Source organism: Halomonas sp. DQ26W, assembly GCF_003339685.1.
GTDB lineage: Bacteria > Pseudomonadota > Gammaproteobacteria > Pseudomonadales > Halomonadaceae > Halomonas.
Window position 1 is genome coordinate 56,224 of the sequence record NZ_QPKI01000017.1, and the last position, 22,333, is coordinate 78,556.

A 22,333-nucleotide genomic window follows, 5' to 3' on the forward strand; every position below is an offset into this window, starting at 1 on the left:
GCACGGAGCACAGGAACCGGAGCATATGGGGTATATGTGAGGATTCCGAGCACCGCGCAACGCAGCGATTCGCTCGCGCAGGCATTTGTGCAGTGTTTCCCAAGTGCGTCACCCATTTTGCGTCCACTAGCATTCTCTCGGGAGTTACCATGGCTTTGCAACCAGATGACGTGCTCGATGCCCGCGGCCTGCCGTGTCCACTGCCGCTGCTGAAGGCGAAACAGGCCTTGGCTAGGCTCGAGGCCGGCCAACTGCTCGAGGTCATCGCCACTGATGCCGGGTCGTGGCGCGACTTCGAGACCTTTGCCGACCAGAGCATTCACGGGCTGGTCGGGCGTGAAGAGCGGGGTGAGGTCTTTCACTACTGGATTCGCAAGGGCGAGGAGCCTGTTTCATGACCCTGCGTCAGGTCTTCAAGGGCTGGATAGACCACTATTTTTCTGATGAAGAGGCAGTGATCCTGCTGGTGGTGCTGATACTCGGCTTTGCGGTGGTGATTCTGTTCGGTCGCATGCTGGCGCCTTTTCTCACCGCCCTGGTGATTGCCTTTCTGCTGCAAGGCGGGGTCAATGCCATGACACGCAGAGGTGTGCCTCATCTGATAGCGGTGATCGTTACCTTCCTGGGCTTCATCGGTATACTGCTGGCGTTGGCCTTCATCCTGATGCCGCTGATATGGAATCAGTTGGTAGGTCTGGTTCAGGAAACCCCGCGCATGTTCGCCAGTAGTCAGCGCTGGTTGGGCGACCTGCAGGAGCGCTATCCCACTCTGGTCACGCCGGATCAGGTTCAGGAGTGGATCGGGGTCGCCGGGCGCGAGATGACCCAGTTCGGTCAGCGGATGCTGACACTGTCGTTGGCCTCGCTGGGCAATGTACTGTCGTTGATAATCTACCTGGTTCTGGTGCCCATCCTGGTCTTTTTCCTGCTCAAGGATCGCGACCAGCTGGTCGCTTTTTCACTCTCGCTGCTACCGCAGCAACGTACTCTGATGACTCGCATCTGGCATGAGATGGACGACCAGATTGCGAATTACGTGCGCGGCAAGTTCATCGAAATCATCATTGTCGGCACCGTGACCTTCTTCACCTTCGCCTTCTTCGGTCTGCCCTACTCGGCGTTGCTGGCAGTTCTGGTGGGATTCTCTGTGCTGGTGCCCTATATCGGTGCTGCTGTGGCGACACTGCCGGTGGCGGCGGTGGCAGGCTTTCATTTCGGGCTCAGCGATCAATTTCTTTATGTCGTGATCGCCTATGGCATCATCCAGGCACTGGATGGCAATGTGCTGGTGCCGATTCTGTTTTCGGAAGCTGTCAACCTGCATCCGGTGTCGATCATCGTGGCGGTACTCTTCTTTGGCGGTGTCTGGGGTTTCTGGGGTATCTTCTTTGCCATTCCGTTAGCTACCCTGCTCAAGGCACTGGTCTACGCCTGGCCACGAGGCATCCAGCATTACCAAGCGAAAGAGAGCGCCATTGAGGAGGGGGTGGAGGAGTAACAAGAGGCATCCGCCCGGCATGTGGGCGGATGCTGCCGTTCAACCGGCGGCATGCATGGTCTGGGCGGCCTGGAGTACCTCATCGGCATGGCCCGGGACCTTGACGCCGCGCCACTCCCGGGCCAGTTTGCCCTCAGCATCGATCAGGAAGGTACTTCGCTCGATGCCCATGTGCTCCTTTCCGTAGAGCTTCTTGAGCTTGATGACATCGAACAGCCGGCAGACGCTTTCATCCTTGTCGGATATCAGCTCGAAGTTGAAGGCCTGCTTGGCCTTGAAATTTTCTTGGGCACGAATGCCGTCGCGGGAGACGCCGAGAACGACCGTATGGACTTCCTCGAAGTCACGCATCCGGTCGCGAAAGTCGCCGCCCTCGGTGGTACAGCCGGGCGTGCTGGCCTTGGGATAGAAAAAGAGCACCACTTGCCGACCCTTGAGGTCGGATAAGGTGACGGTCGTATCATTGGTGGCAGTGGCGGAGAAGCTCGGTGCGGGTTCGCCGATGGCAAGCGTCATGACGGGTATCCTTGGCTTTTGGTAAGGCCCTGATTACACGCAACCCTGCCCCGTCTGTCAAAGACACCGGTGCGTGCTGCTGTACAGCCTTCGACCGCCTGAGTACCATTTACCCTTTGCATCGAGGGGCCTGCTGACATTCGGCACCCGAGAGCGGCATGAGCGGAGAGGAACGAGAGGATGATCACTGGCAGTATTGTCGCCCTGGCGACGCCGATGAAGGTCAATGGCGACATCGACTGGGAGGCGCTGCGCCGCTTGGTGAACTTCCACCTCGACAATGGCACCGACGGCATTGTCGCGGCCGGCACCACCGGCGAACCCACCACCATGTCGTTTGCCGAACATTTCGATGTGATACGCACCGTGGTGGAAGAGGTCAATGGCCGCATCCCGGTCATCGCCGGCACCGGGGCCAATGCCACTTCGGAAGCCGTGGAGCTGTCGCGCTACGCCAGCGAGGTGGGAGCCGACTATTGCTTGTCGGTGTGTCCTTACTACAACAAGCCGACCCAGGAGGGGCTGTACCAGCACTTCAAGGCGGTGGCCGAAGGTAGCCAGTTGCCGGTCATTCTCTACAACGTGCCGGGTCGCACCTGTTCGGATCTGTACAACGAGACCGTGCTGCGCCTTGTCGAAGTCGACAATATCATTGGCCTGAAGGATGCCACCGGCAACCTAGAGCGAGCCGAAGACCTGATCGGTCGTCTCAAGGGGAGCGGCTTCATGCTCTATTCCGGTGACGACGCCACCGCCTGTGACTTCATGCTGATGGGTGGTAATGGCGATATCTCGGTGACCGCCAATGTCGCGCCCAGGGCCATGCACGAGTTGTGCTCTGCCGCCGTGGCTGGTGATGCCGACAAGGCACACCAGATCAATACACGGTTGATGCCGCTACATACCAATCTGGGTATCGAGTCCAACCCGATCCCCGTCAAGTGGGCCCTGAACCGCATGGGGCTGCTGGAGCCGGGTATTCGACTTCCGCTGACCTGGCTATCCGAGAAGTACCACTCGACCGTGGGTGAGGCCCTGCAACTGGCTGGGGTGACAGACGACTGACGCTGTGCCCGGACCCGATAACCCGATGCCCTGACTAACACGATGCAAGGTGGACGCATGAATTCTGCGCTGAAATGGATGCCGCTGGTGGCGGTGATCGCCCTGGCGACCGCTGGCTGCGCACGCGATGGCTTCTATGATGACCGTAATATCGACTATGTGGAGGCCCAGCGCAGTGCGCCCCTGGCCTTGCCGGAAGGTCGCAACGTACAGCGTTATCGGGACGCCATGCCGGTGCCAGAGGCGAGCGGCTCATTGCGCTCCATCGAGCGCTTTCGTGCACCTAGCCCCGAGCGCATGGTTTCCGGTAGTACGATAGAGCGCGATTACGTCGAGCGGCGCGAGATCGGCAGCGACCGCTGGCTGGTGATAGGCGCAGACCCCGGTGTGGTTTGGCCTCAGCTACAGGATTTTGCCCGCGCACGTGGTTTGCAGGTCCAGGGCAGTGACGATTCGCGCGGAGTGCTGGAGACCGACCAGGGTCGCTTGAGCGTTCGTCAGGGGCTGCGGGCGGGTGATAGCGAAGTGCGCTGCGACCAATCGGGCCGCCCGGTAGCAGCCTGCCTGGACGCCCTGGAGCAGCACTTCAGCGCACGCACCGCCACTGCCAGTACCGCATCCCTGGCTGGCCAGCAGATCGCAGCAGAAGATCGCCTTCGCTTGGAGCAGCGTAGCGATGGTGAGTGGGTCGTTCAGATTCCGTTGGATATCGATCGGGTCTGGGCCGAGCTCAATCATCAGCTGGAGGCTAGCTTCACCGTGGAGGATCGCCGCGAGTTACTCGAACAGAACCCCGAGCAGCACGACTTCCTGGTCAGCTACATGACTGTGTCCGAGCGTGACCGTGGCATGGTTCAGATCATCATGAGCCCGGATGTGCGCCAAATGCCGCAGGAGATTCGCCTTGTGCTTGAGTCCGAAGGGCCCGAGCGGACCATGCTGCGCGTCATCAACGAGAGCGAGCGGCGTTTTACGGAAGGGGATGCCCGCGAGTTGCTGGAGCGGGTAGCAGGCCTGTTGCGCTGATGCCTCAGCCGCCTGCTGCCGACCCGTCACCGGTCGCCCCCCTGTCGGGGCGGCTGCGTTTCGCGTCACTGGGCAGCGGCAGCAAGGGCAATGCCACCCTGGTGAGCGACGGCGAGGCCTGGGTTCTGGTCGATTGCGGCTTCAGCCTACGCGATACCGAGCGCCGACTGGCGCGGCTGGATATCCACCCGCGCCAGTTGGATGCCGTGCTGGTGACCCATGAACATGGCGATCACTTGCGCGGCGTGGGGCCGCTTGCACGACGCCATGGCGTGCCGGTCTACCTGACGCCGGGAGTCTGGCTCTCCGGGCGTCTGGGCGAGGTGCCGAAGCTCCACTGGATCACCCCACAGTCGCGCTTCACGATCAAAGGGCTGGTCATCGACCCGATCACGGTACCTCACGACGCACGCGAGCCGATTCAGTTCCGTTTCGAGGCCGCCGGCCGCCGCCTCGGGGTACTGACCGACCTGGGGTATCCCAGCGACCATGTGGCTGAGGCCTTTTACGGCTGCGATGCGCTGATACTCGAATGCAATCACGATCCGCACCTGCTACACACGGGGCCCTATCCGCCAATACTCAAGCGCCGCGTGGCCAGTAAATGGGGGCATCTGGCCAACGGCCAGGCAGCTGCTCTGCTTACCCGGCTGGGGCTGGACCGCCTGCAGCGTATCGTCTGTTCGCACCTTTCCGAACACAACAACCGTCCTGAGCTTGTGCTCGAGACGTTGACGCCACTGCTCGATGGTGACGCCTCTCGTCTGACGATTGCCGCCCAGGATCACGGACTGCAGTGGCAGACAATTGTCTGAGAGCCCCTTTTCGGTATGCAATACCCCTTTCTGGAGACCATTATGGAAAAACGTCAAGAACTCTATGTCGGCAAGGCCAAGTCGGTCTTTGCCACCGATGATCCGGATCGCGTGGTCCTGCAGTTTCGTGACGACACCAGCGCCTTCGACGGCGAACGCATGGAGTCGCTGGCGCGCAAAGGCATGGTCAACAACCGCTTCAATGCCTTTATCATGGGCAAGCTGGAGGCAGCAGGCATACCGACCCACTTCGAGCAGTGCCTCTCCGATAACGAGAGCCTGGTCAAGTCGCTGACGATGATCCCGGTGGAGTGCGTTGTCCGAAATATCGCCGCCGGAGGCCTGGTCAAGCGCCTTGGCGTGGAAGAGGGGCGCGAACTGACGCCGCCCACCTTCGAGCTGTTCCTCAAAAATGATGCCCTGCATGATCCGATGATCAACGAGTCGTTGGCCGAAACCTTCGGCTGGGCCACGCCGGAGCAACTGGCCGAAATGAAGGCGAAGACCTTCAAGGTCAATACGGTGCTCAAGCAGCTCTTCGCCGAGGGTGGCCTGCTGCTGGTGGACTATAAGCTGGAGTTCGGTGTATTCAATGGTCAGATCGTACTGGGCGATGAGTTCTCACCGGATGGTTGTCGCCTGTGGGATGCCGAGACCCGCGAAAAGCTCGACAAGGATCGCTTCCGCCAAGGGCTTGGGGGTGTGATTGAGGCCTACGAGGAAGTGGGGCGGCGGATCGGCGTCGACTTTGCATAGGCACTTTGCATAGGCGTCAGCCCCCGCCAGCATGACGTGAGCAACGAGAAGGTAATGGCGAAGGTAATGGCGAGGGTAACGACGAAGGGTCCCTGTGGGACCCTTCGTCGTCAACGTGCATTATTCAGGCCGGCACGATGTCGACGACCCGGACGCTGGAGCCTTGCTCGCCGTCATTGACCTGAAAGCGAACGTCAACGTCACGCAGCCTGACGCCATAGGTTCGTGCTTCGCGCGCCTCGCTTGCCACGCTGTGGTAGGCGGGTCGTGGGTCCTGGGCCAGCACCTGGATGATCAACTCGCGTAGTGAGGTGCCGTCTGAGCGTGTCGCAAGAATGGCCTCCACGCTGGCCGAGAAGCCCACCGGAAGCCGTGGCGGCGCCTGCGGTGCGAAGCCCGCGCGGGCTTCAGGGCGTGCTTCCACCCAGGGCAAATAGGGCTTGATGTCGAGTACCGGGGTGCCACTGACCAGGTCGCAGCCACGCAACTCGAGGCGTACCCCACGGCGAGTATCGATGTCGATCAGTTCCACCAGCGATAGCCCCAGGCGGTTGGGGCGGTGGGTGCTGCGGCTGGCAAAGACGCCGACCCGGGCATTGCCCCCCAGTCGGGGCGGGCGAACCAGCGGCGTCCAGCGCCGATCGGGACTAAGGTGGAAGAGGAAGGTCAGCCAAAGGTGGCTGAAGTCTTCCAGTCCGCGCACGGACAGCGGGTCATCGAAGGGATGTGACAGTACCAGGTTGGCGCTGGCGGCCGGCGCCAGGCCCGGCTGTCGGGGAATGCCGAACTTGTCGGGGAAGTCACTCACGATATGGCCGATGGGCTGCATCGAGAAGTCGGCATCAGGTTGTGCAGGTGTCATGGTGGTGATTATGCCCACCATTGGCCGCGACGGCGAGCTTGTGTAATCTGCATGCCGGGCCTAACACTCACAGCAGGAACCACGGGGTGGAAACGATGACAACCAACGACGTGCCATCGGCGCCTGCCCAGTCTCCACGAATCATCTACCGCCAGGCCATGGCCCGTGACGGGGCCGACCAGGCCGAAGTCTTCCGCCACGCCGTCATGCAGGGGGCGGCGGCCCATTACAGCGTGAAGCAGCGAGAGGCCTGGGCCAGCTCGCTGCCTCGTGAGGCGAGCGCCTGGGTGGCGCGCCAGGCGCTCTACACGACACTGGTCGCTGCCTGCGACGGGCGTTGTGTGGGTTTTCTCGAACTGAACGCCCCCGACGCTCATATCGAGACGCTCTACGTCTGGCCCTCCCTGGCACGGCGCGGTATCGGCACGACCCTGCTGGTCCATGCTGGACGGCTGCTGCTGGAGAACGGGTGCGAGACGACGACTATCGAGGCGAGCTTGACGCTGGCCGACAGTCTGCTCCATCGAGGCTGGCAGGATCTTGGCGAGCGGTGGGTGGAGCGTGGTGGTGAGCGTCTTCAGCGTCGACGGCTGGAGAAGCGGCTGGTGGCCGTTGAGACCTGATGACGCTGAACAGAGGGAGGGTGAGCGACGCCTTGCGCCCAAAGCGGGGGCAAGGCGTCGCCCAGGCGACTGCGAGGCTCGAGATGGCTAGGCTTCGCGTAGATCAACGATGCGCATCGACAGGTCGATGGCCTTGATGTCCTTGGTCAGGGCGCCGCTGGAGATGCAGTCGACACCGGTATCGGCGATGGCCCGCAGGGTCGTTTCATCCACGTTGCCCGATGCCTCCAGCGTGGCTCGCCCGGCGTTGCGTGTTACCGCCTCGCGCATGTCGTCGAGTGAGAAGTTGTCGAGCATCACGATGTCGGCGCCGGCGGCCAGGGCCTGGTCGAACTCTTCGAAGGTCTCGACTTCCAGCTCCACCGGCAGGTCGTTGGCAATGCGGCGAGCGGCCTTGACCGCGGCTTCGATTCCGCCGCAGGCAGCGATGTGGTTTTCCTTGATCAGGAACGCATCAAAGAGTCCGATACGATGGTTGTGCCCGCCACCACAGGTGACCGCATACTTCTGTGCCAGGCGTAGCCCGGGCAGGGTCTTGCGGGTGTCGAGCAGGCGCACTTCGGTGCCTTCGAGCAGCTTCACGTAGTGGCGGGTACGTGTGGCGGTGGCCGACAGCGTCTGCAGCAGGTTCAGCGCTGCCCGCTCGCCGGTGAGCAAGCTGCGGGCGGGCCCTTCGAGTTCTAGGAAGCACTGACCGGCTTCCAGCCAATCGCCGTCGGCGGCACTCCAGTTCAGGCTGATACTGACGTCGAGCCGACGAAAAATTTCCTCGGCCCAGGCCATCCCGCAGAGCACCGCTGGTTCGCGGGTGATCACCCGGGCTTTCGCCCATTGGGTGTCGGGGATCAGCTGAGCGGTGATGTCGCCGGGGCCGACATCCTCTGCGAGTAGATGAGCCGCGCTGGCGCGGATCTCTTCGACAAGGGCATCTTGATAATGCATGGCGGACCTTTTCGGGTTCATGGTGCGCATGGGCAAGGGGCTGCAAGCACGTCATTATAGGGAACTACGGCTAGAGCGTCAGGGGAGCAAGATGAGAATCGACAACGGCTGGTTGGATGGGGTGCGCCAGGTGCCGTCACCGAATCAGGACGGGCGGCCCGAGCATGAAGTCTCGGCGCTGGTGCTGCATTCGATCAGCCTGCCTCCCGGCGAGTATGGCGGCGACCATATCGAGCGTCTGTTCACCAATCGCCTCGGCCCCGAGGCGCACCCCTTCTTTTCGACCATCGCGGAACTGAAGGTGTCGGCGCACTTGCTCATCCGTCGCGATGGCGAGTGCGTACAGTTCGTGGCCTTTCATCGCCGTGCCTGGCATGCCGGTCGCTCCTGCTGGATTGATGGAGGACGTGCGCGACGTGCGCTCAACGACTTCTCCATCGGCATCGAGCTGGAAGGCAACGAGGTCAGTGCCTACCGGGAAGCCCAGTATCGGACCCTGGCGCATGCTGTGCAGGCGCTGATGGACGACTATCCTGATATTACGCCAGGGCGTATCACCAGCCACGCGCGTATCGCCCCGCTGCGCAAGACCGACCCGGGGCCCGCCTTCGACTGGGCTTATTTTCACCACTGCCTACGCTGATTAAAAGAGGAAATATAGTTGCTACAGGCACATGGATCGAATCATACGGTAGTTTTATTACATCGATGAGTCCAAGTCGAAGCCTGTGAGTGGTGATGCGTAAGAGCTTGTGTTGCAATGCAATGTGGTTGTTATGGAAGTCATTTCCATTCTATTTTAATTGGCAGAGAGTCCACTTTCCGGTATGTTCTACGCCATTAGTGGCATCCGGTGCGACGTTGTTCCGTAATTTCACTACAAGAGCCGCCCGGCGGCCCCGATTTTTCTGATCGTCAGTAAGCACATGTCCCATCTACCCGTTTGGGGTTTTCTGACATCACATTGTCACTCGGAGAGATGTCTATGAGTCTTGAGGCAAGAGAAGATTTCGATCCGATCGAAACCACGGAATGGATAGATTCCCTGGAGTCGGTCCTGGATCGTGAGGGTGAAGATCGCGCCCGGTACCTGCTGACGCGCCTGGCTGATCGGCTACGCCGTGATGGAATGCAGGTTCCCTTCTCGGTGACGACGCCGCATCGCAACACCATACCGGTGCATCGCGAAGCGCCCATGCCGGGCGATCTGTTCATGGAGCGTCGCATTCGCTCCCTGATTCGCTACAACGCCATTGCCCAAGTCATTCGAAACAACCGAGCCAACCCTGGGCTGGGCGGTCATATTGCCAGCTTCATGTCGGCAGCGACCCTGTACGACGTGGGCTTCAACCATTTCTTCCGTGCACCCAATGGCGACTTCGAGGGTGACCTTGTCTATATACAGGGCCATGTGGCGCCGGGCGTCTACGCTCGTGCCTATCTGGAAGGGCGCCTCACCGAGGCGCAGATGGACAAGTATCGCCAGGAAGTCGACGGCGACGGTCTCTCCTCCTACCCACACCCCTGGTTGATGCCGGACTTCTGGCAGTTCCCCACGGTATCCATGGGCCTGGGGCCGATCCAGGCGATCTACCAGGCTCACGTGATGAAGTATCTGGATTCGCGTGAGCTCAAGGACATGTACGACCGCAAGATATGGTGCTTCATGGGGGACGGCGAGTGCGACGAGCCGGAATCCCTCGGCGCGATCTCACTTGCCGGCCGTGAAAAGCTCGACAACCTGATCTTCGTGATCAACTGCAACCTGCAGCGCCTCGATGGCCCGGTGCGTGGCAATGGCCGGATCATGGACGAACTCGAGGGCGTGTTCCGCGGCGCCGGTTGGAACGTGCTCAAGGTGGTCTGGGGACGACTCTGGGATCCGCTATTCGAGAAGGACAACAAGGGTATCCTGCAGAAACGCATGGATGAGGCTGTCGACGGTGAGTACCAGAACTACAAGGCCAACGGTGGCGCCTATACCCGCGAGCATTTCTTCGGCAAGTACCCGGAAACCGAGGAGATGGTCAAGAACATGTCCGATGAGGACATCTGGAAGCTCAATCGTGGCGGCCACGATCCCTTCAAGGTCTATGCGGCCTACAACGAGGCGGTCAACAAGCCCAACGGCAAGCCCACCGTGATTCTGGCTCATACGGTCAAGGGTTACGGCATGGGCAGCGGCGATGGCGAGGCGGCCAACGAAGCGCATCAGGTCAAGACCATGGAATACGAGGCGCTGCGGACATTCCGCGATCGCTTCGGTATACCGCTGACCGACGGGCAGCTAAAGGAAGTGCCATATTACAAGCCGGAGGATGACTCCCCCGAGCTCAAGTACATGCACCTGCAGCGTGAGCGCCTGGGCGGCTACCTTCCCCAGCGGCGCAGCGACTTTGAGGCGCTCGAGATTCCCCCGCTGGACGACAAGATATTTGCCTCTCAGACCGGCGGCTCCAAGGGCCGGGAAGTCTCTACCACCATGTCGTTCGTGCGCATTCTCAATGGCCTGGTGAAGCACAAGAAGCTCGGCAAGCAGGTGGTGCCGATCATACCCGACGAGGCGCGCACCTTCGGCATGGAGGGGATGTTCCGCCAGCTCGGCATCTACACCTCCGAAGGCCAGAAGTACGAGCCCGTCGACAAGGGCCAAATCATGTTCTACCGCGAGGACAAGCAGGGCCAGATCCTCGAGGAGGGCATTACCGAGGCGGGTGCCATGTCGGCGTGGATCGCCGCTGCTACCTCCTACAGCAACAACAACCTGACGCTGCTGCCATTCTACGTCTACTACTCGATGTTCGGCTTCCAGCGCATCGGTGATCTGGCCTGGGCGGCCGGTGACCTTCAGGCACGCGGCTTCATGGTCGGTGGTACCGCGGGGCGAACCACCCTGAATGGCGAGGGGCTGCAGCACCAGGATGGCCACAGCCATCTGCAGGCGTCCACTATCCCCAACTGCCGCAGCTATGACCCGACCTACGGTCATGAGGTGGCGGTGATCGTTCAGGACGGGCTGAAGCGGATGTTCGCCGACAAGGAGAACTGCTTCTACTACCTGACGGTGATGAACGAAAACTATGAGCACCCCGAGCTCGACGAGCTGCCCGCCGAGGATATCATCAAGGGCATGTATCGTTTGCGCGAGGTGAAGGGTGACAAGGGCCACGTCCAACTCCTGGGTTGCGGCACCATCCTGCGCGAGGTCGAGGTGGCGGCACAGATGCTCTCCGACGAGTGGGGTGTGGGCTCAGAGATATGGAGTGTCACCAGCTTCAACGAGCTGCGCCGTGAGGCGCTGGGCCTGGAACGAGAGGCGTTCCTGAATCCGGGTGATGAACCGGTCAAGCCGCACGTCACGCGCTGCCTCGAGGGCCGCAAGGGGCCTGTCATTGCCTCGACCGACTACATGCGTCTGTTCGCCGACCAGGTTCGTGCCTGGGTCCCGACCGACTACCATGTACTAGGGACCGATGGCTATGGGCGCTCCGACACTCGCGAGAAGCTTCGCCATTTCTTCGAGGTCGACCGTTACTTCGTGACCGTCGCTGCACTCAAGGCATTGGCCGACCGTGGCGAACTGGACCGCAAGGTCGTCGCCGAGGCGATCAAGAAGTACGGCATTGATCCCAGCAAGCCTAATCCGCTGACCAGCTGATTCCGGTGGCCAGGCGGGTTCAGGACCCGCCTGTTCCAGGTACGATTTGGAAGGAGCGCGACCTTGAGTAGCGAAATCATAAAAGTTCCAGACATTGGCGGCAGTGAAGACGTCGAGATCATCGAAATCGCCGTATCCGTGGGGGATGTCATCGAGGCTGAAGACACCTTGATCACCCTGGAGTCCGACAAGGCCAGTATGGACGTACCTTCGCCCAAGGGTGGCAAGGTGCTGAAGGTGCTGGTCAAGGAGGGTGATACCGTCTCCGAGGGCGATGACATCGTCGAACTCGAAGCTGAAGGCGGTGGCAGTGATGACGATGACACCAATGAAAAGGCTAAGGAGAAATCCGACGCCAAGGGTGAGGAGACTCCTGCACAGCAGGCTTCTCAGGCCGGCGAGGAGAAGCCGAGGGCCAAGAAATCCAGCGGTGCCGGCAAGCGCACCGTCGAAGTCAAGGTTCCCGACCTTGGCGGGTCGGAGGGCGTCGAGGTGATCGAAGTTGCAGTCTCCGAAGGCGACGACATTGAGGCCGAAGATACCCTATTTACCCTAGAGTCCGACAAGGCCTCCATGGATGTCCCCAGCCCTCATGCCGGCAGGCTGGTCAAGTTTACCGTCAAGGAAGGGGATACCCTCTCCGAGGGTGACGTGATCGGCTCCATGGAGATCGCTGGTGAAGGCGGCGACAGCGAGGCGGCACCCGCTGCTGGCGCCCGCGAGCCTGCACCGACCGAGAAAGACGAAGAGGAAGCGAGTACGGCGGATGATGAGCCTGCCGCCTCGGGTGCGCCGGAGCGCAAGGAGGTCCGCGTACCGGACCTGTCCGGCGCCAGCGACGTGCCGATCATCGAGATGGCAGCCAGCGAAGGTGACGAGGTCGACGAGGAAGATCCGTTGATCACGCTGGAGTCGGACAAGGCCAGCATGGACGTACCGAGCCCCTACAAGGGCAAGCTGGTGGAGCTCACCGTCAAGGAGGGCGACACCGTCTCCGAAGGCGACCTGATCGGCTATATCGAGACGGCCGGCAGCAAGCCGGCGGCGAACAAGCGCGAAAAGTCCGCCGAGAAGCCAGCCGAACAGAAGGCGTCAGCGTCGTCGGCCAAGGCGGACAAGCCGGCATCGACGACGCCCACCGGCACGCCGAGCCCCGAAGCGCAGATGGCCGCTCACAAGCCGCGAGACGGCAAGCTGGTGCATGCCGGTCCGGCGGTGCGCATGCTGGCCCGCGAGCTGGGCGTGGACCTGGGGCTGGTCAAGCCCAGTGGTCCGAAGGAGCGGGTGCTCAAGGAGGATGTTCACGCCTACGTCAAGCAGGTGATGGCCGGGACGGCCAAGGCACCGAGCCAGGCCGCGGCTCCGGCGGCCACCGGTGGTGCCGGTATCCCGCCGATTCCTGAAGTCGACTTCAGCCAGTTCGGTGAGGTGGAAGAGAAGCCCATGGGGCGCCTGCTCAAGATGGGTGCCACCAACCTGCATCGCAGTTGGCTCAATGTGCCGCACGTCACTCAGTTCGATGAGGCGGATATCACCGAACTGGAGGCGTTCCGCAAGGCGATGAAGGCGGAGGCCGAGGCGCAGGGCGCCAAGCTCACGCCGCTGCCCTTCCTGGTCAAGGCCTGCGCCTTCGCACTGAGGCGCTTCCCGCAGTTCAACGTCAGCCTGAAGGGTGACGGCGAGACCCTGGTGTGGAAGAAGTATGTCCACATCGGGATCGCGGTGGATACGCCGGATGGACTGATGGTGCCGGTGGTTCGCGATGCCGACAAGAAGTCGTTGATCGAGATCGCCACCGCCATGGCCGATCTCGGCAAGAAGGCACAGACCAAGAAGCTCAAGCGTGAGGAGATGACCGGTGGTTGCTTCACGATTTCGAGCCTGGGCTCCATCGGCGGCACGGCCTTCACGCCTATCGTCAACGCGCCGGAGGTGGCCATCCTCGGTGTCTCAAAGGCGCAGATGAAACCGGTCTGGAGCGGTAGCGACTTCGAGCCGCGGCTGATGATGCCGCTGTCGCTTTCCTACGACCACCGGGCCATCAACGGTGCCGATGCTGCGCGATTCACGGCCTTCCTGGCCGATGTGCTGACCGACATCCGTCGATTGTTGTTGTAAGCATTTGGCTCGGCCCCGATCACCGGCGGCGCCTCCTGAGGCGCCGCTGGTGTTTTGTAAGGCTGGCAATTCACAGGGAAGACCAAAGTGCAAGTTCCGTGTTAATTGGCTGAAAAGGCTTGTGTTTTTCTCCGTATGATCGTCCTCGTCAGGGTGTTCGAGGTTGTGTGGCCGAAGCCGCACGGTTATCGTTCTTTTCCATTCCTTTTCCACCACAGAATTTATCAATCTTTCAAGGAGCAGCCAGATGCGTTTGATCCTGTTGGGCGCCCCAGGTGCCGGCAAGGGCACACAGGCCCAGTTCATCTGCGAGCGCTACAATATCCCGCAGATTTCTACCGGTGATATGCTGCGAGCCGCCGTCAAGGAGGGCAGTGAACTGGGCCTCAAGGCCAAAGAGATCATGTCCAGCGGTGGGCTGGTATCCGATGACCTTATCATCGCCCTGGTCAAGGAGCGCATCGCTCAGCCCGACTGCGCGAACGGCTTCCTCTTCGATGGCTTTCCCCGCACCATCCCCCAGGCCGAAGCCATGAAGGACGCCGGTGTCAAGATTGATCATGTGCTGGAGATCGCTGTGGCCGACGAGGAGATTGTCAAGCGCCTGGCGGGTCGTCGCGTGCATCCAGGCTCCGGCCGGGTCTACCATGTCGAATACAATCCGCCCCGGGAGGCCGGCAAGGACGACGTCACCGGAGAGTCCCTCATCCAGCGTGAAGATGACAGCGAGTCTACGGTGCGCCACCGCCTCTCGGTGTATCATGAGCAGACCGCTCCGCTGGTCGATTACTACAAGCAGTGGGCCGAGAAAGATTCCGAGGCGGCTCCCGCCTATCATCGGGTCGATGGCGTGGGCAGTGTCGATGACATCACCGGTCAGGTGCGCGAGGCGCTGGAAGGCTAAGGAAAGGCTGATTTGCTGCTGCGCTCGACGACCCACATGGATGTGGGAAGTGCGTTGGTTCGTTGGGAACGAACCTAGCCATCTTGACCGCCGGCGGTGCTCAAAATCCTCACCTAGTACCCCATAGGCTCCGGTTTTGGCGCTCCGGCGGCGGTCAGCCTTTCTTCGCTCGCTACACAAATCCGCACTTTCCTCCGTTGCTTGTTTTTCCTGGCCCGCCTTTGCGGGCCATCGTCGTTTGCCGTCCAGCGACGTATAATGACCACTCAATCCTCGTAATGACGTCCACCTATGCCGATTCTGCTGGCTCTTGATGCCTCCTCGAGTGCCTGTTCCGCCGCCCTGCTGCAACGACGCGAGGGCAACGACGACGTACTGCTCTCGCGCTTCGCGCTCACCCCTCGTGAACACACCCGCCGGTTGCTGCCAATGGTCGACCAGGTGCTGTCCGAAGCCGGCTTGTCACCGGTCGAACTGGACGCAGTGGCCTACGGCCATGGTCCGGGCTCCTTCACTGGCCTGCGTATTGCAGCGGGCCTCGCCCAGGGGCTGGCCTACGGGCTGGACCGCCCCCTGCTGGGGGTCTCGACCCTGGAGGCGCTGGCCCTGGGCGCCCATCGTCGTCATGCGCTGTCTCACATCGTGACCGCGCTGGACGCGCGCATGGGTGAAATCTACGTGGCAGCCTGGCGCTGCCATGATGGGCTCACCGAGACGCTGTCGCAGGAGGCGGTCATGCCCCCCGAGCGCCTACAGCTGCCGGCAGGGCACGTTGACACTGGCTGGGTCGGCGTGGGCTCTGGCTGGACGCTGCGAGAGGCGATGTCGGACGAGATCCGCCGAAGGGTCGGTCAGGGTGATACCTCGCTGGAACCGGCCGCCGAGGAGATGGTGCTGCTGGCAGCCCGTGCCTATGCCGCCGGTGAGCGTCATGCGGCCCATGAAGTCCAGCCAATCTATCTGCGTGACCAGGTTGCCTGGCAGAAAAGCCGGTGAGTCGTGTGGTGGCAGAATCAAGGGTCGTGGTGGAAGGCGAGGCACTGGCACCGCTGGCTCAACGGCTAGGGCTATCGCGGGCCATGGTGGGTGACGCCGAGTTGATATTGCGACGCCAGGACGGTGCTCTGGCCCTCTGCGGTGACGAGACACGCTACGGCAAACCTCTGGTGGTGGATTTCGTTTCAGGCAGGGCGGCGCACCGGCGGCGCTTCGGCGGGGGGCGCGGTCAACTGATCGCTCGGGCCTGTGGCCTGGGCGGCGGTGTCACGCCCAGCGTGGTGGATGCCACCGCGGGGCTGGGTCGGGATGCCTTCGTGCTGGCGAGTCTCGGGTCCCGTGTGCTGATGATCGAGCGAGTGGCGGCGATCCATGCCTTGTTGGAAGACGCCCTGGCCCGGGCCTGCAGCGATGCCGGGACGGTCGAGATTGTCCAGCGACTGACGCTGGTTTATGGCGATGCAACACGCCATCTGGCTGAGCTGGTGGCCGCTTGCGGCGTGGCGCCGCAGGTGGTGCATCTCGATCCCATGTTTCCCCACCGCGAGAAATCGGCACTGGTCAAGAAAGAGATGCGCCTGTTTCGGCTGCTGGCCGGGGATGACGACGATGCGCCACGCCTGCTCGAGGCGGCGCTGGACGTGGCCACGCACCGGGTAGTGGTGAAGCGGCCGCGCAAGGCCCCGCCCATTGCCGGCCCCGCCCCTCGCCATGTTATCGAGGGCAAGACCAGCCGCTACGACCTCTACGTGCATCGCTCTCTGGCCTGATCGGTGTTGCGGGGTGTGCTGGCTCCAGTCGGCCTACTCCCGGGTGACCAGTTGCAAGCGGTGACGAAGCTCGGCATCAAACAGGGCTCGTGAACACTGGGCTCGTGAACACTGGGCCGCTTCGCGCAGTCGTTCGTCGTACCATACCATCTATTTCTGCTCCCAGACCCAGCCTCCAGGCTGGCGAACAGTTTGCCGTCAAAGAATTCCGGCGCATCGCCTGCGAAGAGCAGCGCCAGGCGGTCGGTCAACTGTTGACTACATTCGGCCAGAGCGTCGGGTGCGAGCTCGATCAGCCGGATTTCTACCCAGGCGTTGACCAGGCGTCTTGCCGAGCTGCTTAGGGGCGCGAGCAGGGTGCAAGCAAGGGCCATCCGGTTGTCTCTGCTAGAGCCAGGCCCAGTATAGCCTGCCCCGCTGTCGGGTCAGGTGCTTTCCCTCAGTGTGTAAACGTGCGTCAATTCAGCCATCGAAATGAAAACGGGAGACATGCCATGCATGGCGTGTGGCGGGATGCCAATCGGTTCCAGTTGCTGGCGGAGTCGTCGCGCTTCTTGCCGGCGATGTTCGATGCCATCGAGGAAGCGCGTCATTCGATACTGATCGAACTCTATCTGATGGAGTCGGGCCGCCTGGCCACGGCACTGCTCGATGCCCTGGCGCGAGCTGCCGGGCGCGGGGTGAAGGTCGCCCTGATGCTCGACGGCTACGGTGCCAGGGGCCTGGATAGGGAGGATCGCCAGCGCATCGAGTCGGCCGGCATTGCGCTTCGGCTGTTCAATCCGCTGGGTTTGCATTCCCTGGCGCGTAACCTGACCCGGGACCATCGCAAGGTCGTGGTGGTGGATGGCCGGGTGGCGTTTACCGGGGGGTTCGGCGCCGTCGATGAATTCCTGAGCGCCTGGTACGAGGTGGCGGTGCGCATCGAGGGGCCGGTGGTGGCCGACTGGGTGCGTCTGTACTCTCGGTTGTGGGATTCGCCACTGACACGTGGCGAAGGCTCGCCCTCCCTAGTGCGGGAGGTGGGGCTCAACCTGACGTGGCGGGAAGACTACCGCGGCATGCGTGGCCGGGTAGTATGGGGCCAGGGCTACCGTTATCAGGCGATCAGGCACTCCCTCTATGGTCGGGTATCCTCGGCTCAGCGGCGTATCTGGCTCTGTACCCCCTATTTCGTTCCGACCTTCAGCCTGCGCTTGCGCCTGGCGCGTGCGGCGCGGCGAGGGGTCGACGTGCGGCTGCTGCTACCGGGAAAGGATCACGATCATCCCGGGATTCGCTATGCCGGGCAGCGCTTCTATCGCCGTATGCTGAAGGCTGGGGTAAGAATCTTCGAGTTCGAGCCCAGCTTCATTCATGCCAAGTTCACCCTGGCGGACAACTGGTCGAGTGTGGGCTCGTGCAATTTCGACCACTGGAGTCTGCACTGGAATCTCGAGGCCAACCAGGAGGTGGACGATGCCCGCTTTGCAGGTGAGGTTGCCGCCCTGTTCGAGCGTAATTTCTCGGCCAGCCGGGAGATCACCCGTCAGGAGTGGGCGCGGCGTCCCCGCTGGCAGCGGATCAAGGAGTGGGCCTTCGGCCGACTGGACGCCTGGCTGACGCGGCTGCGGTAGTCAACCGATAGGCGGTGAAGGTGAGCGAAGCCCTACACCCGGTAGGCCGGAGGTGATAAAAACGGTTCATCGCTTTTTGGCGTGAATCAGCTCTGCATAGGCTGCATTGCGGAAGGACGCCTCGGCGATAGCGACGCAGGCGCTCCTTGTTGGAGCGCTCGGTTCGGCGCCCCGACTCTGCATCGCGACTGGCGCCGTCAGGCGCCTTGGCGGAGGCCACGGCGTTGGCGATGGTCGCCGGCACTGGCAACCCCACCGGGAGGCCTGCGGCCTCTTCACGCCAGTCTGCGTAGAACCATAAAAACTACCGCTTGCCGGCGGGCTTCTTCTTGCGCGGCATGGGCTTGGGCGTCTCGGGCGGTACCCGGTAATGCAGGTAGAGATCCAGCACCAGCTCGGGGAGCTGATCCACGAGCGACTGCAGCCGCGCCGTGTCGGTGACGAGTTCCGCCATGTCGGGCTCGTCCTCGAAGAGGCCGGAAAGCGCCATGAAGGGCAGCAGCAGGGTAGCGACTGTCTCCTCGTCGTGCTCGAACCAGGATGCTTCATCCAGGAAGACTCCTTCCATGAACCCGGCGCACCAGTCGCCGATGGGTGTCTCCTCAGGCGCCATGCCCTCCAGGGCCGTATCGAAGGGCAGTTCCGGGAGCCCCCCCTGTTCGAGGGTGTCGATGGCGTTGTGGCGAAGCCGTTCCAGCAGCCCAAGGATTTCGCTGCGCTCGGCATCGTCGGCGAAGGAGGGCTCGCCCTGGAAGAGTTCAGCTATCCAGGCGGCGCTTTCGACTTCGCTTGGCGCGACGGCCAGAGCTACCAGGAACCCGTGGGCCGAGATAAGGTCCAGGGCATCGGGGTCGACGCGGTCTGAATCCAGGTACTCGTCGAGCCGTTCGAGCGCTTCATCCTCGAGCAGTGGCTGGGGCTGGGGCGTTTCGGACATGGGGCCTCTCGCTGGCAGCGGGTCTGATAAGGGCGTATCGGCATCGAAAAACGGCCTGGTACCGGTAGGGGCTGGACGTCATCCTCTCGGGCCGCCATTCTAGCACCCTGGTTTCGTTCGGTCCTTGTCATGCGTTACCGGCCAAGCCAGGAATTTGCTCCAGAAACCCGTCTGCGCCAGGAACTCTTCCCTTTCACCATGAACCACCCCGCTACTGCTCTCAGGCCCCCTGTTGCGGCCTCGAATCGGCCGGCACTTCCCGACCCCGATGCGACTTGGCTGTCGCAGCTCGATGAGTCGGCGCTGCACCAGGTACTTCTCGATCGGGTGGAGGCCGCCTGGGTCCTTTGTATCGAATTACACCCCGAACTGCCCCGGCCACAGGTTTGGTGCGACCTGCGTGGCAAGTGTGCTGGCCAGGCGCATTATAGCCGCGGCGGACTGCGCTTCAACCCGGTTCTCTACCGGGAAAACCGCCATGCATACCTGGTCGAGGTGGTGCCCCACGAAATGGCCCATTGGCTGGTGCGTCACCTTAGCGATGGCCACCGGGCACGTCCCCATGGCCGTGAGTGGTGCACCGTGATGCGGCAGCTTTTCGGTCTTGAGCCCCGGGTAACCCATGCCTTCGATACAGGGCGGGCGAGTCCTGCGCCTTTCCGCTACGTCTGCCACTGCCGCGAGCACGCCTTCGGTGCACGACGCCACTCACTGGCACGCCGAGGCAAAGGCTATCGCTGCCGCCACTGTGCTCAGACCTTGGTCTATCAACCGTTTGTAGAGCGCTAAAAGTCTACTCAACTATCTGAAATAAAAAAGAAAAATCTTGATACCAATGTCTAAGGGGAAGGTCGTCACAGGAAGTATATGCTGGGAGGACATCATGGTGCCGGCGCAACCAACAATAACGCTGCCGGCGGTATCCACTGAAAGAGTGGTGCATCTCCTGGAAGAGGCTCATCAATGACCGAACAGCAGAAAGTCCATCCGGTAAGCGACGACTTTGCCGCCAACGCTTGGATCGACAAGGAAAAGTATCAGGCCATGTACCAGCAATCCGTTGACGACCCTGAAGGGTTCTGGACGGAGCAGGTTAAGCGTGTCGACTGGGTCAAGGCGCCGACGAAGATCAAGAATACTACCTTCGATCCTCACAATGTCGATATTCGTTGGTTCGAGGATGGCACCCTGAATGCCAGCGTGAGCTGCCTTGATCGGCACCTGGAGACGCGCGGCGACCAGACCGCCATCATCTGGGAAGGCGATGACCCCAAGGATGCCAAGCACGTCAGCTATCGTGAGTTGCATGCCAAGACCTGTCAGCTGGCCAACGCGCTCAAGGAACTCGGCATCGGCAAGGGCGATGTCGTGACCCTCTACATGCCAATGATTCCCGAGGCAGCCGTGGCCATGCTGGCTTGCGCTCGCATCGGTGCCGTTCACTCGGTGGTGTTCGGCGGCTTCTCCCCCGACGCTCTGGCCCAGCGCATCATCGGTGCCGACTCGAAGCTCGTCATCACTGCCGATGAGTCGGTGCGTGGCGGCAAGCAGGTGCCGCTCAAGGACAACGTCGACGCTGCCCTGACCCGCAAGAACACCGAAGTGTGCGAAAAAGTGCTGGTGGTCAAGCGTACCGGTGGTGAGGTCGACTGGAACGAAGGCCGTGACGTCTGGTATCACGATCTGGTCGACAAGCAGGCCGGCGACTGCCCGGCCGAGGAGATGAACGCCGAGGATCCGCTGTTCATTCTTTACACCTCTGGCTCTACCGGTGCCCCAAAGGGTCTCAAACACACCACCGGTGGCTATCTGGTCTACGCCAGCCTGACCCACCAGTACATCTTCGATTATCAGGATGGTGAGGTGTACTGGTGTACCGCCGACGTGGGCTGGGTAACCGGCCACAGCTACATCGTCTATGGGCCGCTGGCCAACGGCGCCACCACGCTGATGTTCGAGGGCGTGCCGAGCTACCCGAGCCACGGCCGCATGGGCGAAATCGTCGACAAGCACAACGTGGCAATTCTCTACACCGCGCCAACCGCCATCCGTGCGCTGATGGCTCACGGCGACGCTGTTATGGACTCCAGCAAGCGTGACAGCCTGCGCGTGCTCGGTTCGGTAGGCGAGCCGATCAACCCCGAGGCGTGGGAGTGGTTCTATCGCGTAATCGGCAACTCCAAGTGCCCGATCGTCGATACCTGGTGGCAGACCGAAACCGGCGGAATCCTGATTTCGCCGCTGCCCGGAGCCATGGACCTCAAGCCGGGCTCCGCCACGCTGCCGTTCTTCGGCGTGATGCCGGCACTGGTCGACAACGAGGGCAATGAACTCGAGGGTGTCGCAGACGGCAACCTGGTGATCCTGGACTCCTGGCCCGGCCAGGCCCGCTCGATCTGGGGCGATCACGCTCGCTTCGTGCAGACCTATTTCTCCACCTACAAGGGGATGTACTTCACCGGTGACGGCTGCCGCCGCGACGAGGGCGGCTACTACTGGATCACCGGCCGGGTCGACGACGTGCTCAACGTTTCCGGTCACCGCATGGGTACCGCTGAGATCGAATCCTCACTGGTGGCGCACGAAGCGGTAGCCGAGGCCGCAGTGGTCGGCTTCCCCCACGACATCAAGGGCCAGGGCATCTACATCTACGTAACCCTGACCGATGGCATCGAGCCGAGCGACGAGCTCAAGAAGGAGCTGACCCAGTGGGTGCGCAAGGATATCGGTCCCATTGCCTCACCGGATGTCATCCAGTGGGCGCCGGGCTTGCCCAAGACCCGTTCAGGCAAAATCATGCGCCGTATCCTGCGCAAGATCGCTGCCAACGAAACGGATGGCCTGGGCGATACCAGCACCCTGGCCGATCCGAGCGTGGTGGACGATCTGATCGAGAATCGTGCCGTCCGCTGACCACTCCGCCCATGATCCTCTTCGCCGGCCCTCGTGGCCGGCGTTTTCGTGTGTGCGAGGCATGGCGCGCAGCGCCTGACTGGCGCTGTTTCCGAGGGTGGTGCCACGGAATGACTTGGGGGTGAAAGTCCCCTGCACACCCGGCAAGGGGAATTGCTAGCCAACGGCAAGGGTGTCTCCCGCGAGGGAGAATCTGAAGACATGATGGATTGACCTGCCCCTCCTCAACGTCGTGGGTTACGTTCGAGGTGGGGGCACCTAAACCCAGAGCCACTATTGAGGGAGGCAGGTCATCAAACAGTCTAGCGCAACCCATCA

Annotated in this window: 20 protein-coding genes; 16 read left to right on the forward strand and 4 right to left on the reverse strand. The window is 61.9% G+C overall.

Annotation, left to right across the window (positions count from 1 at the left end; genetic code table 11):
• Positions 1–149: 149 nt before the first annotated feature.
• Together DU490_RS10550 and DU490_RS10555 are read left to right on the forward strand one after the other, a co-directional pair.
• Complete coding sequence (locus DU490_RS10550) at positions 150–398, forward strand: sulfurtransferase TusA family protein (protein ID WP_114574250.1); 249 nt, start codon at positions 150–152, stop codon at positions 396–398.
• Complete coding sequence (locus DU490_RS10555) at positions 395–1,498, forward strand: AI-2E family transporter (RefSeq protein WP_114574251.1); 1,104 nt, start codon at positions 395–397, stop codon at positions 1,496–1,498. Before DU490_RS10550 ends, DU490_RS10555 begins: the two co-directional genes overlap by 4 nt.
• A gap of 39 nt (positions 1,499–1,537) precedes the next feature.
• Here the strand turns inward: DU490_RS10555 and DU490_RS10560 are convergent, their stop codons facing one another.
• Positions 1,538–2,014 carry a peroxiredoxin gene (locus DU490_RS10560; protein ID WP_114574252.1) on the reverse strand — a complete coding sequence of 159 codons (477 nt, stop codon included), beginning with the start codon at positions 2,012–2,014 and terminating at the stop codon, positions 1,538–1,540.
• A gap of 180 nt (positions 2,015–2,194) precedes the next feature.
• Here DU490_RS10560 and dapA point away from each other — a divergent pair, with 180 nt between their 5' ends.
• From dapA to purC, 4 genes are read left to right on the forward strand one after another with little or no spacing between them, the layout of a single operon-like run.
• A complete protein-coding gene (gene dapA / locus DU490_RS10565; RefSeq protein ID WP_114574253.1) occupies positions 2,195–3,079 on the forward strand; it encodes a 4-hydroxy-tetrahydrodipicolinate synthase in 885 nt (294 codons plus the stop codon).
• A gap of 57 nt (positions 3,080–3,136) precedes the next feature.
• Positions 3,137–4,105 (forward strand): lipoprotein, NlpB, encoded by a 969-nt coding sequence (locus DU490_RS10570; protein WP_258801606.1) that lies wholly within the window; start codon positions 3,137–3,139, stop codon positions 4,103–4,105.
• Positions 4,105–4,920: an MBL fold metallo-hydrolase gene (locus tag DU490_RS10575; protein WP_114574254.1), complete on the forward strand. Its 816-nt coding sequence runs from the start codon at positions 4,105–4,107 to the stop codon at positions 4,918–4,920. The genes DU490_RS10570 and DU490_RS10575 overlap by 1 nt, the downstream gene beginning before the upstream one ends.
• Before the next feature lie 42 nt (positions 4,921–4,962).
• Positions 4,963–5,676 carry a phosphoribosylaminoimidazolesuccinocarboxamide synthase gene (gene purC, locus DU490_RS10580; RefSeq protein ID WP_114574255.1) on the forward strand — a complete coding sequence of 238 codons (714 nt, stop codon included), beginning with the start codon at positions 4,963–4,965 and terminating at the stop codon, positions 5,674–5,676.
• A 124-nt stretch (positions 5,677–5,800) separates the two neighbouring features.
• Here purC and tsaA read toward each other — a convergent pair whose 3' ends face one another.
• On the reverse strand, positions 5,801–6,538 hold the full coding sequence (tsaA, locus tag DU490_RS10585) for a tRNA (N6-threonylcarbamoyladenosine(37)-N6)-methyltransferase TrmO (protein ID WP_258801609.1): 738 nt from the start codon (positions 6,536–6,538) through the stop codon (positions 5,801–5,803).
• A gap of 95 nt (positions 6,539–6,633) precedes the next feature.
• Between tsaA and DU490_RS10590 the strand changes: the two genes are divergently transcribed.
• Positions 6,634–7,161: a GNAT family N-acetyltransferase gene (locus tag DU490_RS10590; RefSeq protein WP_114574272.1), complete on the forward strand. Its 528-nt coding sequence runs from the start codon at positions 6,634–6,636 to the stop codon at positions 7,159–7,161.
• Positions 7,162–7,248: 87 nt separating this feature from the next.
• On the opposite strand, the gene nadC is transcribed toward DU490_RS10590, so the two are convergent.
• Positions 7,249–8,103 (reverse strand): carboxylating nicotinate-nucleotide diphosphorylase, encoded by an 855-nt coding sequence (nadC, locus tag DU490_RS10595; RefSeq protein WP_114574256.1) that lies wholly within the window; start codon positions 8,101–8,103, stop codon positions 7,249–7,251.
• A 91-nt stretch (positions 8,104–8,194) separates the two neighbouring features.
• On the opposite strand from nadC, the gene ampD reads away from it, so the two are divergent.
• The 7 genes from ampD (at position 8,195) to DU490_RS10630 (ending at position 18,165) form a co-directional block, all read left to right on the forward strand.
• Positions 8,195–8,746 carry a 1,6-anhydro-N-acetylmuramyl-L-alanine amidase AmpD gene (gene ampD / locus DU490_RS10600; protein ID WP_114574273.1) on the forward strand — a complete coding sequence of 184 codons (552 nt, stop codon included), beginning with the start codon at positions 8,195–8,197 and terminating at the stop codon, positions 8,744–8,746.
• A gap of 342 nt (positions 8,747–9,088) precedes the next feature.
• Complete coding sequence (aceE, locus tag DU490_RS10605) at positions 9,089–11,761, forward strand: pyruvate dehydrogenase (acetyl-transferring), homodimeric type (RefSeq protein WP_114574257.1); 2,673 nt, start codon at positions 9,089–9,091, stop codon at positions 11,759–11,761.
• Between the two features lie 63 nt (positions 11,762–11,824).
• The gene (gene aceF, locus DU490_RS10610; RefSeq protein ID WP_114574258.1) at positions 11,825–13,879 is read left to right on the forward strand and encodes a pyruvate dehydrogenase complex dihydrolipoyllysine-residue acetyltransferase; all 2,055 of its coding nucleotides are present in this window, start codon (positions 11,825–11,827) and stop codon (positions 13,877–13,879) included.
• A 247-nt stretch (positions 13,880–14,126) separates the two neighbouring features.
• On the forward strand, positions 14,127–14,783 hold the full coding sequence (adk, locus tag DU490_RS10615; RefSeq protein WP_114574259.1) for an adenylate kinase: 657 nt from the start codon (positions 14,127–14,129) through the stop codon (positions 14,781–14,783).
• 291 nt (positions 14,784–15,074) lie between these two features.
• Positions 15,075–15,779, forward strand: a complete 705-nt coding sequence (gene tsaB / locus DU490_RS10620; RefSeq protein ID WP_114574260.1) for a tRNA (adenosine(37)-N6)-threonylcarbamoyltransferase complex dimerization subunit type 1 TsaB — start codon at positions 15,075–15,077, stop codon at positions 15,777–15,779.
• A 5-nt stretch (positions 15,780–15,784) separates the two neighbouring features.
• Positions 15,785–16,549 (forward strand): class I SAM-dependent methyltransferase, encoded by a 765-nt coding sequence (locus DU490_RS10625; RefSeq protein WP_114574274.1) that lies wholly within the window; start codon positions 15,785–15,787, stop codon positions 16,547–16,549.
• Between the two features lie 494 nt (positions 16,550–17,043).
• Positions 17,044–18,165, forward strand: a complete 1,122-nt coding sequence (locus DU490_RS10630) for a phosphatidylserine/phosphatidylglycerophosphate/cardiolipin synthase family protein (protein ID WP_114574261.1) — start codon at positions 17,044–17,046, stop codon at positions 18,163–18,165.
• A 304-nt stretch (positions 18,166–18,469) separates the two neighbouring features.
• Here DU490_RS10630 and DU490_RS10635 read toward each other — a convergent pair whose 3' ends face one another.
• A complete protein-coding gene (locus DU490_RS10635) occupies positions 18,470–19,102 on the reverse strand; it encodes a YecA family protein (RefSeq protein ID WP_114574262.1) in 633 nt (210 codons plus the stop codon).
• Between the two features lie 198 nt (positions 19,103–19,300).
• Here DU490_RS10635 and DU490_RS10640 point away from each other — a divergent pair, with 198 nt between their 5' ends.
• Both DU490_RS10640 and acs read left to right on the forward strand, forming a co-directional pair.
• A complete protein-coding gene (locus tag DU490_RS10640) occupies positions 19,301–19,891 on the forward strand; it encodes a SprT-like domain-containing protein (protein WP_114574263.1) in 591 nt (196 codons plus the stop codon).
• A gap of 174 nt (positions 19,892–20,065) precedes the next feature.
• Positions 20,066–22,015 carry an acetate--CoA ligase gene (acs, locus tag DU490_RS10645; protein WP_114574264.1) on the forward strand — a complete coding sequence of 650 codons (1,950 nt, stop codon included), beginning with the start codon at positions 20,066–20,068 and terminating at the stop codon, positions 22,013–22,015.
• Positions 22,016–22,333: the final 318 nt, after the last annotated feature.